The organism is Bacillus cereus group sp. BfR-BA-01522 (genome assembly GCF_022662635.1).
In the GTDB taxonomy this organism is placed as follows: Bacteria; Bacillota; Bacilli; order Bacillales; family Bacillaceae_G; genus Bacillus_A; species Bacillus_A cytotoxicus.
Window position 1 is genome coordinate 97,149 of the sequence record NZ_JAKUDY010000006.1, and the last position, 15,945, is coordinate 113,093.

The window sequence follows — 15,945 nt, forward strand, 5'->3', positions numbered from 1 at the left end:
AGAACATGTTATTTATTGATAATAAAGGAATTACAGATCCTACGATTAATTTAGCAATTGAAGAATATTGCGTGAAAAATTTAGATATTAATGAAACATATTTGCTGTTTTACATTAATGAACCTTCCATCATTATTGGGAAAAACCAAAATACAGTCGAAGAAATTAATGCAGATTATGTGAAAGAGAAAGGGATCCATGTTGTGCGCCGTTTATCAGGTGGCGGGGCTGTGTACCATGATTTAGGAAACTTAAACTTTAGTTTTATTACAAAAGATGACGGGGATAGTTTTCATAACTTTAAAAAATTCACAGAGCCCGTTACGAAAGCACTTGGTAAATTAGGTGTGAATGCAGAACTTAGTGGACGTAACGATATTTTAGCTGAGGGACGAAAAATTTCAGGTAACGCTCAATTTTCAACGAGAGGTCGTATGTTCAGTCACGGTACATTATTATTTGATTCTGAAATCGATCACGTTGTATCTGCATTAAAAGTGAAAATGGACAAAATTCAATCAAAAGGAATTAAATCGATTCGCAGCCGTGTAGCTAATATTACGGAATTTTTAAATGAAAAGATGACAACAGAAGAATTTAAACAGCTTCTTCTTGAGACAATCTTTGAAGGAGAAAAGGAAATTCCAACATATGAGTTAACAGAAGAAGATTGGAAAGAAATTTATAAAATTTCTGAAGAGCGCTACCGCAATTGGGACTGGAACTACGGAAAGTCACCGAAGTTCAATTTACAACATTCACACCGTTTCCCAGTTGGACAGGTTGATGTTCGATTAGAAGTGAAAAAAGGAACAGTAACAGAGTGTAAAATATATGGTGACTTCTTTGGTGCACTCGATGTTCATGATATTGAAGAGCGTTTAACAGGTGTTCAGTTTGATAAGGAAGCCTTTGCTGCAGCGTTAGAAGACGTAGATGTAAAACGCTACTTTGGGAATATAACGAAAGAAGATTTCTTAGCATTGTTCTTTTAATAGTGAACTGCTCTCCTAAATTGGGAGAGCAGTTTTCATGTCGTTATTTGTCGTACCGTCGATATCCTGTGTCGAATGGCCGATATATTTTAAATTGCGCCGATATATGTTGAGAAACGATCGATATATTTCAAAAATCGCTGATAAAATTTCATGCACCATTATTGTTTCACCTCAATTCATTACGAAATACGCTGTAACTGAAATGGGTAAGATTCTTTTATGTTTTTGTAAAAAAGCGGTAGATGCGGTAAGGCGCATGGATTGTAAAAATGAATGAACCTTCATTTCGCTCGTACCTACTGGTAGTAGTGATTTACGCTGCTACTTTATATGCGAGTATTTGAATGTTACTTGATACCCTAATTTTCTTTTAATATAATGTATTTAGAATTTTTAAATTTTCAAAATTTTATAAAGGTGGGGGTTATGTGAATCTCGTTCAATCTTTAGCTGAGACAGCCGTAAAGAAAGGGGAGAAACCAGCTTATATATTTATGGATGAGTCGGTCTCGTATGACCAATTAAATAAAATGGTCACAAAGTTTTCTAGTAATTTAGCAAAAATGGGCATCACAAAAGGGGATCATGTTGCATTAGCTGTTGGGAATTCACCACATTTTTTAATCGGGTTATATGGGGTCATGAAAACAGGAGCAACCGTTGTTCCGGTTAACCCAATATATACCGCAGATGAAATGCATTACATTTTACAAAATGGAGACGTAAAAACAATCATCATACTCGACATCCTTCTACCGATTATACAATCTCTTACAACAAGACTTCCTTCTCTCGAACATATTATCATATGTGAAACCTCATCAGATTTTCAACTTACAGACAACGAAAAAGTGAAAACGTTTACTAGTTTGGTGGAAACTGGAGATATATCTTATGAAGGTCCACTATTACATGAAGAAGACGTTGCGGTTATTTTATACACTTCAGGAACAACGGGACAACCAAAAGGTGCTATGTTAACGCATAAGAATTTATATAGTAATGCGAGAGACGTTGCGACATATTTACAATATACAGAAGATGACCGTGTTGTGGCGGCGTTACCGATGTTCCATGTGTTTTGTTTAACCGTTGCGATTCATGCACCGATTATAAATGGGGCAATCATTTTAATGTTACCAAAGTTTAGTCCAAAAGAAGTATTTCGCATTTGTCGCACATATAAACCAACAATATTTGCCGGTGTACCAACGATGTACAATTATTTATATTTATATGAAGGAGCAAGTGCAGAAGATATGCACTCACTCAGACTTTGCATATCTGGTGGTGCATCTATGCCTGTTGCTCTTTTGGAGAATTTTGAAAAACGTTTTCGTGTCATTGTTTCAGAAGGATACGGACTATCAGAAGCATCGCCAGTGACGTGTTTTAATCCATTGGATCGGCCGCGAAAACCAGGATCGATTGGAACGAATATTTGGCATGTTGAAAATAAAGTAGTAAATGAGCTTGGTGAGGAAGTACCTGTTGGAGAAGTCGGAGAACTGATTGTTCGCGGTCCGAACGTGATGAAAGGGTATTATAAAGCTCCAGAAGATACAGCAGCAGTGCTTCGTGAAGGGTGGCTATATACAGGTGATCTAGCAAAAATGGATGAAGAAGGTTACTTCTATATTGTGGATCGTAAAAAAGATATCATCCTTGTCGGTGGATATAACGTATATCCCCGGGAAGTAGAAGAAGTATTATATAAACATGAGGAAGTGGCTGAAGTAATCGTAATAGGTGTTCCGGATGAAAGTTTAGGAGAAGCTGTATGTGCTTATGTTGTTCCAAAACATGACAGGGTACGAGAAGAAGAGCTCATTCATTATTGTTCGTTGCACCTTGCAAAATATAAGGTTCCCAAAAAGATAGAATTTTTGAAGGAATTACCGAAAAACACCACGGGAAAACTATTAAGAAGAGCTTTGAGAGAAAAGGCAATGCAAGTATAAAGTAAAAAACAACACTGAGTTTGTCAGTGTTGTTTTTTACTTTACTTCTTCTCTACTAGTTTTTTATTTTTCCAATCTAATACAAATGATTTATTAAATGTTTTTTGATCTACATCTTTTATATTATTTCCAACCCAGTTACCAGTTCCGAATGTAAAGCCAGGGCGAAGTGTATAATCGTCAGCATGCTTTGTATAAGCAACTTGGATAGAAGACTGTTCTGTATCTTTTTCTGAAATGACAACAGCAATCATGCCTGGAGAGAAACCGCTATTTGTGAGAGCTGGAAGGTCATTCATTGGGACTAGATTGCCTCGTGCATCTGTTTCATGAGGATACGTACGAGAATACATAAATAATTGGTTTCCATATAAAGCATGGTAAGAATCGCGAGTGTAAATGCCCCAGTTTTGATTATTATATCCATTAAAGAATACGTTCCATTTTACATGTTTATTTGTTTGATCAATTAAGTTTGTTTTATAGCTTGTTTGTTTATAACTGACGGAATCAGACCAAGTTACTTGACCTGTTGCTCCAGATTCGCCACTAGGGCCGCTTGGTGTTACAGAGGCTTTGATAGAGCCGCCAAGTTGATAAGAAACGCTTGATGTGACAGTCGTTTCTTCCACTGCATTTGTCGGTGCTACATGAAAGAATCGCGACGTATTATCTTGTAAATTCATTGCAATATCATATTGTGATGGATAGCGCAATGTGACACTTGCCCCTGGAATTGGATATCCATCAACAGGTGCGTCACTAAGAGTTGGGTTTGCTTTCATAAAGCTACCTGTTGTATTAATAACCGCAATTTGCTTATCAGCACTTGGATCATCAATGAAAGTTACTTTTAATGACATTGTCATATTATCTGCTTGTTCATTATTAAATGTATTGTAGCTTGTATGTGTTTTTGCATTTTGACCGATATCTGTTACAACTTGAGAAGTTGTTTGTGCAGCGACAACCGGTGTGTGCATTGCTAGGGCACTACTTGCCAACACAGCAGATAATGCGAGACATTTTACATATGTTTTAGAACGTTTCATAGAATCACTTCCTATTTTGTCGATATATGTCGTATTTCACATATATCGTAGCATGAAAGTGGAAATGACAGGAGAGAATATGCGAAATTGCATATTGGAAATAAACGAAGGAAATGAAAGAGGAGATGTACACTCTTTCATTTCTATTAATCCTCTTTTAAAATAGAGACATTCCATTTCAAATATTTGACTAAAAGCGAGTATAAATGTTTTAGTGCTTGATAAGATACACCAGCGATGCCTAAGCCAATAAAAAAACCTATCAACACACTATAAACATCTGAAAAATGGATTTGATGAAATCCTTTTGTAAATCCAACTATTACTAGTAGTAGAGGTGATAGTAATAGTAAAGGAGTAGCAACGATGAGTGCAAGAAGAATTGGCGATAGCAAGAGTAATAAGAAGAAAGCTATCATGATACATATAAAGTTTGCCAAACCTAAGCTCATAACAGACAGGATTGCTATTATCATATTTTTGAGGCTGCGTTTTTGATTCGCGTTGTTTATAGCGTATGTAACATTCATTTCTTTCGCGATCGTTTTAGGGTTTCCAAGTTTTTTACAAATCTCTTCTTCAGATTTCCCATCCTGCTTACCGCTAATAAAATGAGTTTCATATTCTAATAGAATATCGTTTTTTTCTGAATTTGGTATGTTTCCTAGGGAAGAGCTAAGTTTGTTTAAAAATTCCTTTTTGTTCACTACAATCACTTTCCTTTATGAAATGATGCATCACAGTTAAGAATTCAATCTGTTTCTTTATGAGAATTTTGAAAATAAGTGGAGAGAACCTTTCGTTGCGAAAGCGATTCGTCCCCCTCTATTTTTTTAAAATGACATGTTTTTTGGAATGATTTATCTAATTATTTCTAAATATACCATCAACTACCATATATTTCGAGGTACTGTATTATTAGTAGTACTATAAATTGATGAGTACTATATGTATGGATTTTGTATCATCATTTAGACATAAGAACAAATGTATGAACCTAAAACTTCTTCGTAGTGACAATATAACAAGTCGGTTTTCCATCTTGTTTCTTTACTAGATAAATCCTGGAATTGTTTTGTGAAATAAAGTAAAAAAACGTCAAGAAAAAAATGGAGCTTTTCTTTATCATAATACATAGAAGGCGGGTGAACAGAAATAGGAAGAAAAAGGGCGAATCAATGATGATTCGCTCTTTTTATACAGAATACGTAACGACAATTTCGGTTAAGACGTTCTCTTTTGATTCGGAAATGGAAATATGATAGTAATAGCTGTTCCTTTCCCAAGTTCACTTTCAATTGAAATCGTACCGTTATGAGCGAGGACAAGTTGCTTTGTAATAGCGAGACCAAGTCCTGTTCCTGCATTATTTTCTTCTGTATTTGTTCCGCGGTAATACCGTTCAAATAATAGTTCTTTTGTTTTTTCATCCATTCCCTTTCCGTTATCTGTAATAGAAAGAGTGAAAGAATCCTTGTTTTTTGCTAGTTTGACGAGGATTTTGGTCGTTTCATTGTTATGTTTTACGGCATTTGCTAATAAATTTTCAATAATGCGCTGGAACCACTTTTCCTCAATCGAATAATAGATTTTATGGGAACTTGGAACAAATTCAATATTTTGATTTTGAAGCGTAGGGTTATTAATAAATTGCAATAAAATCTTTTGAACAAATTGATTAATTTCAACATGTGAATGTTGAGAAGGAAGCACATTGTTTTTTTATTGGTATGTTAAGCTTAAATCATCGATTAATGTAGTCATATATTGTGATTTTTCTTTTATGACATGACCGAACTCTTGAATATCTTGATCAGTCCATTGATATTGGTTAGATTCTAATAAAAGAGAGTAACCGTAAATCGAACTAAGGGGTGTTTTTAAATCATGAGTGAGTCCGGTAATCCATTCTTCGCGTGTTTGTTGAAGTACTTGTCGCATCGCTTCGTTTTTTTTGAGTGTAATTGAAAGATGTTCTAACGCCTTTGTTACATCTTTAAATAAACGGAATGACCATTTTTCTTTACCAGAGCGCCGAAAGCGAATCGGTTTTCCTTTTTTACTAACAGGTTCTTCATATATTCCGCCGGCTATATTTTTGAGCCAACGCATTGTATGTAACAGCGGTTTTCCAAATTTTCTACCGTACCAAATAGAAATAATGACTAAATAGACAAATGTGACAAGAAAAACAACACCGAAAAAGGTAAGGAATTTTTTCGCGATTACATCCTCATCTATTTCAGATGGATTATAATGAGCATTTTTAGTTGTGATTGTAAATAAAGTTTTGTCTTCCGGATTATAAAGAGTTGAAATGTTTTCTTGATGATTCCAAGGCTCTTTTTCAGAAAGTACGGCTTGAATGGCAGAAAGGGGCTTGCCTCGGTTTTCCGGATAAGAAAAAATTTCTTCCCCATCTGCATTAAAAATTTGTAATACAGCATTTGCAGCAGAAAGTTGTTCTTTTTCAGAGTCAGTTAAAGAAAAATTTGCTGTGAATGGTGCATTGTGCTCTTTTTGTAATTTCTGCAACAATTTATTGCTTTGAAGTTGCTCACCATAAATTACAATTGCTTTCTTTTTTCCTAATTCAATATCCCAATAAGTGAATTTATACGGGCTATGTATTTGCTGCCTTAAATATGCGACTAATGATGTTTTTGTGTAGGAATCAGGAACCTCTTTAGGTGTATTATAGTGATATAGTACCTTTCCGTTTTCATCCACAATTTGAAGCCAATCCTCTTTTTTTTGAATCGTTTCTTTTACTTTAGCATTCAATGTAATATGACTGTTTTCGAAAGAAACGTAACTGGAAATTGTTGAATTATCAAATTCTGATACATTTGTTTCGGATAAGGACGAGTTAATCAAAATAGCGAAATATCCGAAGGCAATTACGACAGCAATTAGTAAAGTGAATAAGACAAAAATATGTTGTAGAATAAATTGGATAATTAATCTTTTACTTAAATTCATCGCGATTACCTTCCTGGAATGAATTTATAGCCAAGTCCGCGAACTGTTTTTATATACTGTGGGTTGCTTGGGTTGAATTCGATTTTTTCTCGCAGCTTGCGAATATGGACCATCACGGTATTATCATCTCCGTTATAGGCTGGAGCGCCCCAAACTTTTTCGTATATTTCTTCTTTAGAGAAGACGTAATTCGGATGTTCACAAAAGAAGAGTAAGAGCTGAAATAGCTGAGCGGAGCATTCTACAATATTGCCATCTACTTTTAATTCAGCAGCATGTTTATCGATTTGAAATCTTCCAAATGAATAGATATCGGAAGTTTGTATTGTTTTTGGAGTGTATTTCAAATGTCTGCGCAGCTGTGCTTTCATCCGAGCAACAACTTCAAGCGGATTGAATGGTTTTGTAATATAATCATCTGCTCCATATAAAAATCCAGAGACTTTATCGAGATCAGATGTTTTTGCTGTTAGAAAAAAGATGGGACAATCTGTCTTTTGACGGATAATAGGACAAATATCAAAGCCGGATTGTCCAGGGAGCATTACATCGAGAATCATTAAATCATATGAATGATCTTCAACGAGCAACAAAGCTTCCTCAGCAGAAGTTGCGGTTGTAATATGAGAAAACCCTTCTTTTTGTAGAATTGTAGTTAATAGTTGTAAGATTGCTGATTCATCATCAACAAGTAAAATATTTGCGTTGTACAAAGTAAAATCCCTCCTAGTTTTCACAAAATATCATAACATTTTCTTGAAAGTTATGGGATTTTTAAGGAAATTTTAAGGTTTTCTTAGTTAAGAAATAAGATTTAGATGATATGATAAAAGTAAACATAGGGGAGGAGATGAGTATGAATCCGTTTTATTCGATGCGAGCAAGATATTTTTTGATTGTATTTACACCACTGATTTGGCTGGAGCGCAGCAGTAAGCAATTGCTCGAACATACACTTCATATACAAAATTCTTCTATTATAAATCTACTCATATTTTATATACTCCCAGTGATTTGGCTCTTGTATGAATATAGAAGAAAAGATATTCCATTAAGAGCATTTATTAATAGGCAAGAGACATTTCATGTACTGCAAGTTGTATGGATTACCATTATGCTTTGCCTCTTTAGCTATGGATATTTGATTTTGTATATGTATAGTTTCACGTGGATTACGCCGGATTTTATCATGAATGCTTTACATCAACCAATTATAGAAGAGACCAGCGGATATGTATATCAATTTATAATAGTTGTATTTATTGCACCTATTATAGGTGAATTTGTATTTAGAGGATTTCTTTTTCAGCGTTTTGCAGCAAAATGGGGAACGGGAAAAGGTATGATTGCAGTTGCCCTTTTGTTTGGTTGCATGCATATTGATTTTCTTGGTGCTGCCGTATTTAGCATCGTTCTATCTATTGTATATATTCGCTCGAAAAGCCTACTCATGCCGATTAGTATTCATATGCTAAACAATGCAATTGTACTGATTGCCTCCAAATTTATAAGTAAAGAAGAAGCAATTAGTTTTGCCGACTTTTCCAACTATACAAGTTTTTTTACAGGACTTATGATCTTTATCTTTGGGTTAAATTTTGTTTTATTCTTTTTGTTTATGAACCGTCGTTATATGAATGAAGAACTACCAATTGTAACTTTAAATAAGATGTAAAGGCTCTAGAGCTTTCTGTTTAGGAGAGTTATATGGATGAAAAAGTTCGCAGGGAATATTCTGAAAGAAACAACAAATTCGACATCTATAACAGACATATGTAGTAGAGAAGTTTGTCAGTTAATTAGCCCGGTTATGGATCCGATTGTGTTCCCAGAGTTTTATTTGTTTTCAAGTACGAATCATAAAGAAAGCGCTATATTTCTGCTTATTCTTGTAGGAAGCATAATTGGAGTTGGGCTTGTTTTAGAAGAAATTGTAAAACGAATTTTGCTAAATTATAATAGTAACAATCGAGTAATCTTCAAAAAAATGTTTGAATATGTAGTGACCGCTTGTATATTCTTTTACTTTTTTAAAGCAGTGATTTATTTTGTCATGATGAAACGCGGATAGCGCGATTATGAAGGGAAGATCCCGTATAGAAAGGAATGGATATGTTTATATGAATGAAACAATACAATCAAATAAATTTTTCTATTTAATGATGATAAGTTTGATTGTAATTACGACTATAAATGTGAGCTTTCGTTGGAATGAACCGTACTTTTTTGTTTATTTGGCACTTCATCTATTAGGATTATTATGTATTTGCGGTGGAATGGTAGCGGAAAAAAAGAGTGCAGATTGTGTCAACTATATGTGCATAACGGGTCTTATTCTGTTGTTAACTGTGCAAGGAATTATGAAATATAGTTCTATGAACCTTCATAATTTTAGTTTATTGGTAGATATGATTCCGTAGCGGGAAGAGCCTATGGCAAAAGGATAACTTTTGGCGTAGGCTCTTTGTTTCTATTTGTGTCGAATCGCTGATATAGAGAAGGGATTGAAAATTACATGACAATTCCTTAGATTAGCTTGTTCTATTTTGAGAGAAGCGAACTTACAATAATAATAGACAGGCAGCATAGAGGAGGGAGTACAGTGAGAAAAGTTATTGGATGGTCGCTTTTTTTGTACGTTGGTTTTGCCTTATTTATATACTGGTATTTATTTGGTTGGAACCATGAAATGATTCCAGACATGTATAAAGGCACGAGTGCTGATCCAGCAACCTTTATGAGTGCGAAAGAACTTACATTAAGCCAAGATTTTTCGAGAGTTAAAAATTTGCTGTTTTTTTTATCTGTGCCTCTTGAATGGATGATTTTATTGCTTGTTCTCGTTTTAGGGGTATCAAATAAATTTGAGAAATGGTCAAAAGAAACATCGAAGGTAAAAGTCATACAAATTGCGATTTATTTATTTTATTTATCATTACTTACAACGGCACTTTCATTACCACTGCAATGGTTCGGGCATCAAGTATCTATTGATTATGGTATTTCAACACAAACAACAGCGAGCTGGATACGAGATCACGTTCTTGATTTTTGGATCAACTATGTAATAATGTTTCTGATCGTTTCCGTTTTATTATGGCTGATGAATAAATTCCCGAAGCGTTGGTGGTTAGCAGGCTGGGCATTATCTGTACCATTTACCATCTTTTTAACATTTGTACAGCCTGTTTTAATTGATCCGCTTTATCATGAGTTTTCAACTTTAAAAAATAAAGAGTTAGAAACGAAAATTTTAACGATTGCAGATCAAGCACATATCCCTGCGGAACATGTATATGAAGTGAATATGTCGGAAAAAACAAATGCATTAAATGCATACGTGACAGGGATCGGAAAGAATTCTCGCATTGTATTATGGGATACAACGCTTCAGCAACTAAAAGATAAAGAGATTTTGTTTATTATGGCGCATGAAATAGGACATTATGTCATGAAACATATATATTGGGGCGTAGCCAGTTATATTGTTTTAACATTTATCGGCATGTACTTGATTAGTCGCATTTTAAATCTTTGTTTACGAAAATGGGGAGATACATTGCGAATTTCAAAGCTTGCATGTTTATCCATTCTCCCTTTATTTTTCTTAATTTCCTCTATATTATCTTTTGCCGCAAGTCCGGCGACAAACTATGTATCTCGCATTGAAGAACGTGCGGCGGATCAATATGCATTACATATGACGAAAGATGGTAAGGCAGGAGTAAAAACATTCCAATATTTATCCAAAACAAGCCTTAGTCAAGTAAACCCACCTGCTTTAGTAAAATTTTTCTTATATACACATCCACCTATTTTTGAAAGAATTCATACATTTGAAGAATATGAGAGGCAGAAAAAATAAAGAAGTAGCGGTTTGCTACTTCTTTATTTTTAGTAAATAATTTTTGGTAAAATTTTTCATTGATTTTTCTGCTGATTTTTTCAATAATAAGCTATAAAATTTTAAAAATCTATATATAGAGGAGTAAAGTTGTATTTATGCGTTTTTTACGAAATTTGAAAGTGAAATATAAGTTATTTTTACTTATTTCATTAGTTGTTCTCGGTTTCATTGTGATGAGCTGCGTAGCAATGAACTCGATGAGACAGATGAAACAGAACACAAAGATTGTTGCAGATGATTATCAATATTCTAATGTCTTGTTGGAAAGTATGCTTCGCACACAAAAGGCATTAGAATATAATTTGCTAACATTAATGACGATTTCACAAAGTGAAGAGAGGAAAGAGATTGCCAAAGATATTGAAGATGACCTGAAGAAATATGATTCTTTATTGAAAGAATATGATGATGGCTTTAATTTAAGTAAGCAAGAAGATGAACTGTTTCAAAAGATGAAAAAGGTTGTACCAGATTACAGGAATACATATGAAAGTTTGTTTGAAAAAGAAAAGTTGATACATGATTCACAACATATAAATGAGTTCCGCGAAGAACTCAAACCAAAAGGTGCTGAGTTGGCTCGTTATACAGGGGATTTAGAAAAATATGTTGCAGATTTAGTAGATAAAGTATTCGATGATTCTCAAAATATGGTGGAACAATCTATTACAAGTTTTATCATAACTGTAACTGTTAGTACAATTTTGATCTGTATATTAAGTTATATTATTAGTAGGTTAATCGTCACGCCTTTACAAACTGTAAGTATTATGATGGGAAGAGTAAAAGAAGGCGATTTAACGGTATATGGAGATTATAAAGCGAAAGATGAATTAGGTATATTAGTTAGTGATTTTAATAGTATGATTGAAGGGTTAAGAGAGAATATGAGAGAAGTTGAAAAGAACATTCAACTATTATCGCAGCACTCTCATGCGGTCGTTTCCGCATCAGAAACGTCGCACCAGGCCGCTAAACAAATTATAGTAGATATTGAAGAAGTGGCAAGTGGTGCGGATAGTCAAAAGAAAGCGACGGAACAAACTGCGTGTGCAATGGAAGAATTGACACAAGAGATACAAGGAATCGTGGATATATCTTCATCTGTAAATGAGTTATCTTCTCAATCTGCATTAGAAGCGGATAGAGGAAATCAATTTATGAAGCAGATGATTCGACAAATGGATACCATATATGGTTCTGTCCAGCAAGGTGTGAAACAAGTAGGGAATATGAAAGTCCAATCAGGAGAAATTGTGAAAATTATTGATGTGATACAAGAAATTGCCTCACAGATTAATTTATTAGCATTAAATGCGGCGATCGAGGCTGCACGTGCTGGAGAAAGTGGTAGAGGTTTTGCGGTTGTTGCTGATGAAGTTAGACAGTTAGCGGAGCAGTCTAGTGAATCGGCAAAACAAATTGAACAACTTGTTGGCCAAGTCATGGAAGTAACGAACCATACAGTTGAGATAATGGGGAAAGTAGAAGAGGATGTTCAGCAAGGTACAGAAGTAGCGATGCGTACAGAAGAAGTATTTGGAAAGATTGCAGAAAAGGTTCAACAAGCATCGCTTCAAATTGAAAGTGCTTCTAGATCTACGGATGAAATGGCTGCAAGTAGTGAAGAAATTTCTGCTTCAGCAGAAGAAATGGCTCACATTGCCCAAAGATCATCTGACTGTACCGATATGGTAAAACAATCTATCTTAAAGCAGGAAGAATCAGTCCAAACCATTTCTACTGCAATTGAGCAACTCCATATTATCGCAGGGGGATTGGAGAAAATTGTTTCTCAATTTACCTTACAAAAATAGGGGAAACACTCGTCAGTAGAGGGATCATATGAAGAGAGAAAAAGACATGTTAAGTATGTGAAGCTTAATATGTCTTTTATTCTATATTTTTACAAATAATAATGTATGAAGTATAATTTGATTTAATTTTAAAAATATTTACATTTATTTCTTCGGAAGAAGGAATGCTTAAGGGGGATCTATCTTTTGGTTTCAAAGTATAAAGTAAAAATACAATCATCGATGCCAGCGCTAAAAATGATATTATCCATGTCTATTTTTGGATCAATTGGATTTTTTTCCGTTCAAACGAACTTACCATCTTTTGAATTAGTATTTATACGTTGTATTTGTGCGACAGTGTTTTTAACTTTGTGTTGGATTGTCACCGGTCAGTATAAGGAGGAGAAATGGAATCGGAAAGAAGTGATGCAAATATTAGCATGTGGTATATTTCTCGTTTTTAACTGGGTGTTCTTATTTAAAGCGTTTGAGGTTATGTCGATTACAATCGCTATCTCTGTGTATCATCTTGCTCCTATCATTGTATTAATAATTGGGAGCCTCGTATTTAAGGAGAAATTAACAATATTCGCGATTATTTCCATTGTTATGTGTTTTATTGGAACTGTATTCGTTGCGGGAGTAGATGGGAGTATTTCTATGAGAAAACTCATGTCATCCGGAATGGTCTGGGCTCTTCTAGCAGCTTTATTTTACGCATTTACGACTCTTTTAGGAAAGGGAATTTCACAGACGAGTGCATACACAATGACATTTCTGCAAACCTTTTTAGGAATCTTTCTTTTGTTACCATTTGTTGATTTTCATGCATTTCAAGGACTGACAGAAAAGAATTGGTTGTATATAGCAGCAACGGGCCTTATACATACAGGATTTGTATATTATCTGTTTTTTGATAGTTTAAGAGATTTGCCAACAAGACTCATTTCTGTATTAGTATTTTTAGATCCAGGTGTGGCGATTTTATTAGATACGGTATTTACAGGCTTTAGACCAACAATGCTACAAGTAATCGGGATTATTTTCATTTTTGCTGGAATGGCATTTACGTTTCGAAAATCAGAAGTAGAAACAGCGCTTGAGGAAGAGCATGCGTATTCAAAGTGATAAAAAGTTAGAAATAGAAAGAAGTCTGTCTAAAAAGGATAATTTTCGGATGAGTTTTTTTATTTTTTGTAGAGATAAGGTGTGGGATTTGGCGTTTGGTCGATATCGTATAATTTTGCGTTTTTTGTCTATATCATGAACTTTTCATAGGAGAAGGATAGAGGTGAAATGGTATAGAATATATATTATATAACATCCTTGTAAGAGGTTTCATTAGTCCTTTTTAAAAAGAAGGAGGTATAAAAATAGAAGAAAAAAGGCGAGGATAACGGTTCTTCAAAACAATTTGCACCCGATTTACATTTTTAATATGAATTGCCCCTCTTATAATTGTGAAATCCATAATAATAGATATTAAAGCGTATTTGATTTGTTTATATGATTTGTCAATGAAGCATATGTAGTTATGAATAATCGAATACAATCTATTCTTTTCTTATTGTGTATCAATAGGGAGGAAGGAGAGAGGAAAATGAAGAAAAAAGTATGCCGTGTGATGACTACAGCAGCTATTGTTGGTGGGTTATTGATAAGTGCCGGTACGGCTCCAATTAGAGCGGAAGAGTACCCTGAGATGATTGTGTTTGCGGATGTTCCAGTAGGGCATTGGGCATATGATGATATTATGGATTTAGTTTATCATAAATTTCTTGAAGGGTATGGAAATGGTAAATTTGGTGTAGAAGATTATGTAACACGTGAACAAGTGGCAGCAGTTATATATCGTACACTTCAACTTGAGCACAAAGGACCGTTAAAGAACCCCTATAATGATATTTCTGAACGATCTACAATGTTTCCAAAAGAAATCTTAGCATTGACAGAGCGCGGTATTTTTAAGGGAAATGAAAACGGAAACTTTAGACCGATAGCACCGTTAACACGTGCGGAAATGGCACAGATTCTTACAAGAACATTCGAATTTGAAGTAAAGCGCCAACATACGTTTTATGATGTGCCCGATAATCATTGGGCAAAAGAGGCAATAAGTGCTTTACAATCAAATAAAGTTGTAATTGGAGCTGGAAATGGAAAATTCGAACCAAGCGCATTTGTAACACGTGAGCAATATGCGAAGTTTTTAAATCAAGCTATTATTCATTATCATATAAAAGATGAAGTAGATGCATAAAGAGCTCTTGCATGATTATGAAAAAGTGCAATGATTTTTTATTGTACTTTTTGTTGTATTCATAATATACAATGTAATAAATGGAATTATGGATATTGAAAATGCTAGAAAGAAATATAGCAATGCCCCCTATATATAAAAGTATTTGTGCTGAAAATCATGATATTATATGAGGTTGATTATCAAGTTGATAAATAAAAAATTACATGTAATATAGTTCACAGATTTGTCACGAAGGTGGCAAATTTGTGTCTTGTCTCCTCTGTATCAATTATTTATATTAAAACAAAGTACATATACATAGAGGAGAGAATGTAGTGAATAAGAAATTTTTGAAAGTAGTCGCATCATTAACGATTATGGGGGGAGCTTTATTTAGCACAGAGAGTTTGAATGTAAAAGCTGAAAGTAAGCCGGTTGTATTTCATGATGTACCACAAGATCATTGGGCTTTTGAGGCAATCTCTGATTTAGGAAACGCGGGAATTATTGCGGGATATGGTCATGGTATTTTTGGACTAGGGGATGATGTAACACGTGAACAAGTCGCGGCATTAATTTATCGTAGTATGGAAGGAATTGAAGAGAAAGAGGAATATGAAAATCCATACGGTGATCTTGATGAGCATGGATCAACATTATTTTTGGAAGAAATTTTAGCTTTAACGGAGATGGGCATTTTCCAAGGGGATGAGCAAGGGAATTTTAGACCGAAAGATACGCTAACACGTGCAGAAATGGCCCAAGTTATTGCGACTGCTTTTGATTTAGAGGTGAAAGCTCCGCATAGTTTCAACGATGTTCCAGCAAATTCATGGGCAAAAGATGCAATTAGTGCTGTACAATCCAATCAGATTGCAGCAGGAATTGGACAAGGGAAATTTGCTCCGGAGATGAAGGTAACGCGTGAGCAATATGCACAATTTTTATATAATGCACTTACTAATGAACACGCTGAATAATAAATAAGGAATTGAAAGAAAAGA

Annotated in this window: 14 protein-coding genes and 1 pseudogene; 10 read left to right on the forward strand and 5 right to left on the reverse strand. The window is 34.5% G+C overall.

What is annotated here, in order from left to right:
• Positions 1 to 5: 5 nt before the first annotated feature.
• On the forward strand, positions 6 to 995 hold the full coding sequence (locus MR059_RS10835; protein WP_011983928.1) for a lipoate--protein ligase: 990 nt from the start codon (positions 6 to 8) through the stop codon (positions 993 to 995).
• A 15-nt stretch (positions 996 to 1,010) separates the two neighbouring features.
• Here MR059_RS10835 and MR059_RS10840 read toward each other — a convergent pair whose 3' ends face one another.
• On the reverse strand, positions 1,011 to 1,157 hold the full coding sequence (locus tag MR059_RS10840; RefSeq protein WP_242161752.1) for a hypothetical protein: 147 nt from the start codon (positions 1,155 to 1,157) through the stop codon (positions 1,011 to 1,013).
• A gap of 269 nt (positions 1,158 to 1,426) precedes the next feature.
• On the opposite strand from MR059_RS10840, the gene MR059_RS10845 reads away from it, so the two are divergent.
• On the forward strand, positions 1,427 to 2,959 hold the full coding sequence (locus MR059_RS10845; RefSeq protein ID WP_011983929.1) for a fatty acid--CoA ligase family protein: 1,533 nt from the start codon (positions 1,427 to 1,429) through the stop codon (positions 2,957 to 2,959).
• A gap of 41 nt (positions 2,960 to 3,000) precedes the next feature.
• Here MR059_RS10845 and cytK1 read toward each other — a convergent pair whose 3' ends face one another.
• The 4 genes and pseudogenes from cytK1 to MR059_RS10865 all read right to left on the reverse strand — a co-directional run bounded on the left by cytK1 (position 3,001) and on the right by MR059_RS10865 (position 7,706).
• Positions 3,001 to 4,011, reverse strand: a complete 1,011-nt coding sequence (cytK1, locus tag MR059_RS10850; protein ID WP_011983930.1) for a beta-channel forming cytolysin CytK1 — start codon at positions 4,009 to 4,011, stop codon at positions 3,001 to 3,003.
• A 146-nt stretch (positions 4,012 to 4,157) separates the two neighbouring features.
• Positions 4,158 to 4,718: an HAAS signaling domain-containing protein gene (locus tag MR059_RS10855; protein ID WP_242161753.1), complete on the reverse strand. Its 561-nt coding sequence runs from the start codon at positions 4,716 to 4,718 to the stop codon at positions 4,158 to 4,160.
• Between the two features lie 517 nt (positions 4,719 to 5,235).
• Positions 5,236 to 6,993, reverse strand: a pseudogene (locus MR059_RS10860) (sensor histidine kinase).
• Between the two features lie 5 nt (positions 6,994 to 6,998).
• Positions 6,999 to 7,706, reverse strand: coding sequence for a response regulator transcription factor (locus MR059_RS10865; protein WP_087094598.1), 708 nt, complete (start codon positions 7,704 to 7,706; stop codon positions 6,999 to 7,001).
• A 143-nt stretch (positions 7,707 to 7,849) separates the two neighbouring features.
• Here MR059_RS10865 and MR059_RS10870 point away from each other — a divergent pair, with 143 nt between their 5' ends.
• From MR059_RS10870 to MR059_RS10905, 8 genes are all read left to right on the forward strand, one after another.
• Positions 7,850 to 8,668, forward strand: coding sequence for a CPBP family intramembrane glutamic endopeptidase (locus tag MR059_RS10870; protein ID WP_242161754.1), 819 nt, complete (start codon positions 7,850 to 7,852; stop codon positions 8,666 to 8,668).
• A gap of 36 nt (positions 8,669 to 8,704) precedes the next feature.
• Positions 8,705 to 9,064 carry a hypothetical protein gene (locus MR059_RS10875; RefSeq protein WP_087097960.1) on the forward strand — a complete coding sequence of 120 codons (360 nt, stop codon included), beginning with the start codon at positions 8,705 to 8,707 and terminating at the stop codon, positions 9,062 to 9,064.
• Positions 9,065 to 9,113: 49 nt separating this feature from the next.
• Positions 9,114 to 9,413, forward strand: a complete 300-nt coding sequence (locus MR059_RS10880) for a hypothetical protein (RefSeq protein ID WP_041810252.1) — start codon at positions 9,114 to 9,116, stop codon at positions 9,411 to 9,413.
• Positions 9,414 to 9,595: 182 nt separating this feature from the next.
• Complete coding sequence (locus MR059_RS10885; protein ID WP_087094601.1) at positions 9,596 to 10,858, forward strand: M48 family metallopeptidase; 1,263 nt, start codon at positions 9,596 to 9,598, stop codon at positions 10,856 to 10,858.
• A 137-nt stretch (positions 10,859 to 10,995) separates the two neighbouring features.
• Complete coding sequence (locus MR059_RS10890; RefSeq protein ID WP_242161755.1) at positions 10,996 to 12,717, forward strand: methyl-accepting chemotaxis protein; 1,722 nt, start codon at positions 10,996 to 10,998, stop codon at positions 12,715 to 12,717.
• Between the two features lie 222 nt (positions 12,718 to 12,939).
• Entirely contained in the window at positions 12,940 to 13,827 is an 888-nt protein-coding gene (locus tag MR059_RS10895) for a DMT family transporter (protein ID WP_041810254.1), read from the forward strand.
• 472 nt (positions 13,828 to 14,299) lie between these two features.
• Positions 14,300 to 14,959 carry an S-layer homology domain-containing protein gene (locus MR059_RS10900; RefSeq protein WP_048722243.1) on the forward strand — a complete coding sequence of 220 codons (660 nt, stop codon included), beginning with the start codon at positions 14,300 to 14,302 and terminating at the stop codon, positions 14,957 to 14,959.
• A 317-nt stretch (positions 14,960 to 15,276) separates the two neighbouring features.
• Entirely contained in the window at positions 15,277 to 15,921 is a 645-nt protein-coding gene (locus MR059_RS10905; RefSeq protein ID WP_011983941.1) for an S-layer homology domain-containing protein, read from the forward strand.
• Positions 15,922 to 15,945: the final 24 nt, after the last annotated feature.